Origin of the sequence: Streptomyces lincolnensis (assembly GCF_021173675.1) — a bacterium.
GTDB lineage: Bacteria > Actinomycetota > Actinomycetes > Streptomycetales > Streptomycetaceae > Streptomyces > Streptomyces lincolnensis_B.
Genome location: NZ_JAIHON010000062.1, coordinates 1 through 268 on the forward strand (window position 1 = coordinate 1; position 268 = coordinate 268).

A 268-nucleotide genomic window follows, 5' to 3' on the forward strand; every position below is an offset into this window, starting at 1 on the left:
TGGGGGTGGCCGCAGAGACCAGCGAGAAGCGACTGTTTACTAAAAACACAGGTCCGTGCGAAGCCGTAAGGCGATGTATACGGACTGACGCCTGCCCGGTGCTGGAACGTTAAGGGGACCGGTTAGTCACTCTTCGGGGTGGCGAAGCTGAGAACTTAAGCGCCAGTAAACGGCGGTGGTAACTATAACCATCCTAAGGTAGCGAAATTCCTTGTCGGGTAAGTTCCGACCTGCACGAATGGCGTAACGACTTCTCGACTGTCTCAAC

The 268-nt window shown here is 54.9% G+C and carries 1 rRNA gene; it reads left to right on the plus strand.

Annotation, left to right across the window (positions count from 1 at the left end):
• Nucleotides 1-268, plus strand: a 23S ribosomal RNA gene (locus K4B79_RS47560); the annotation flags it as partial.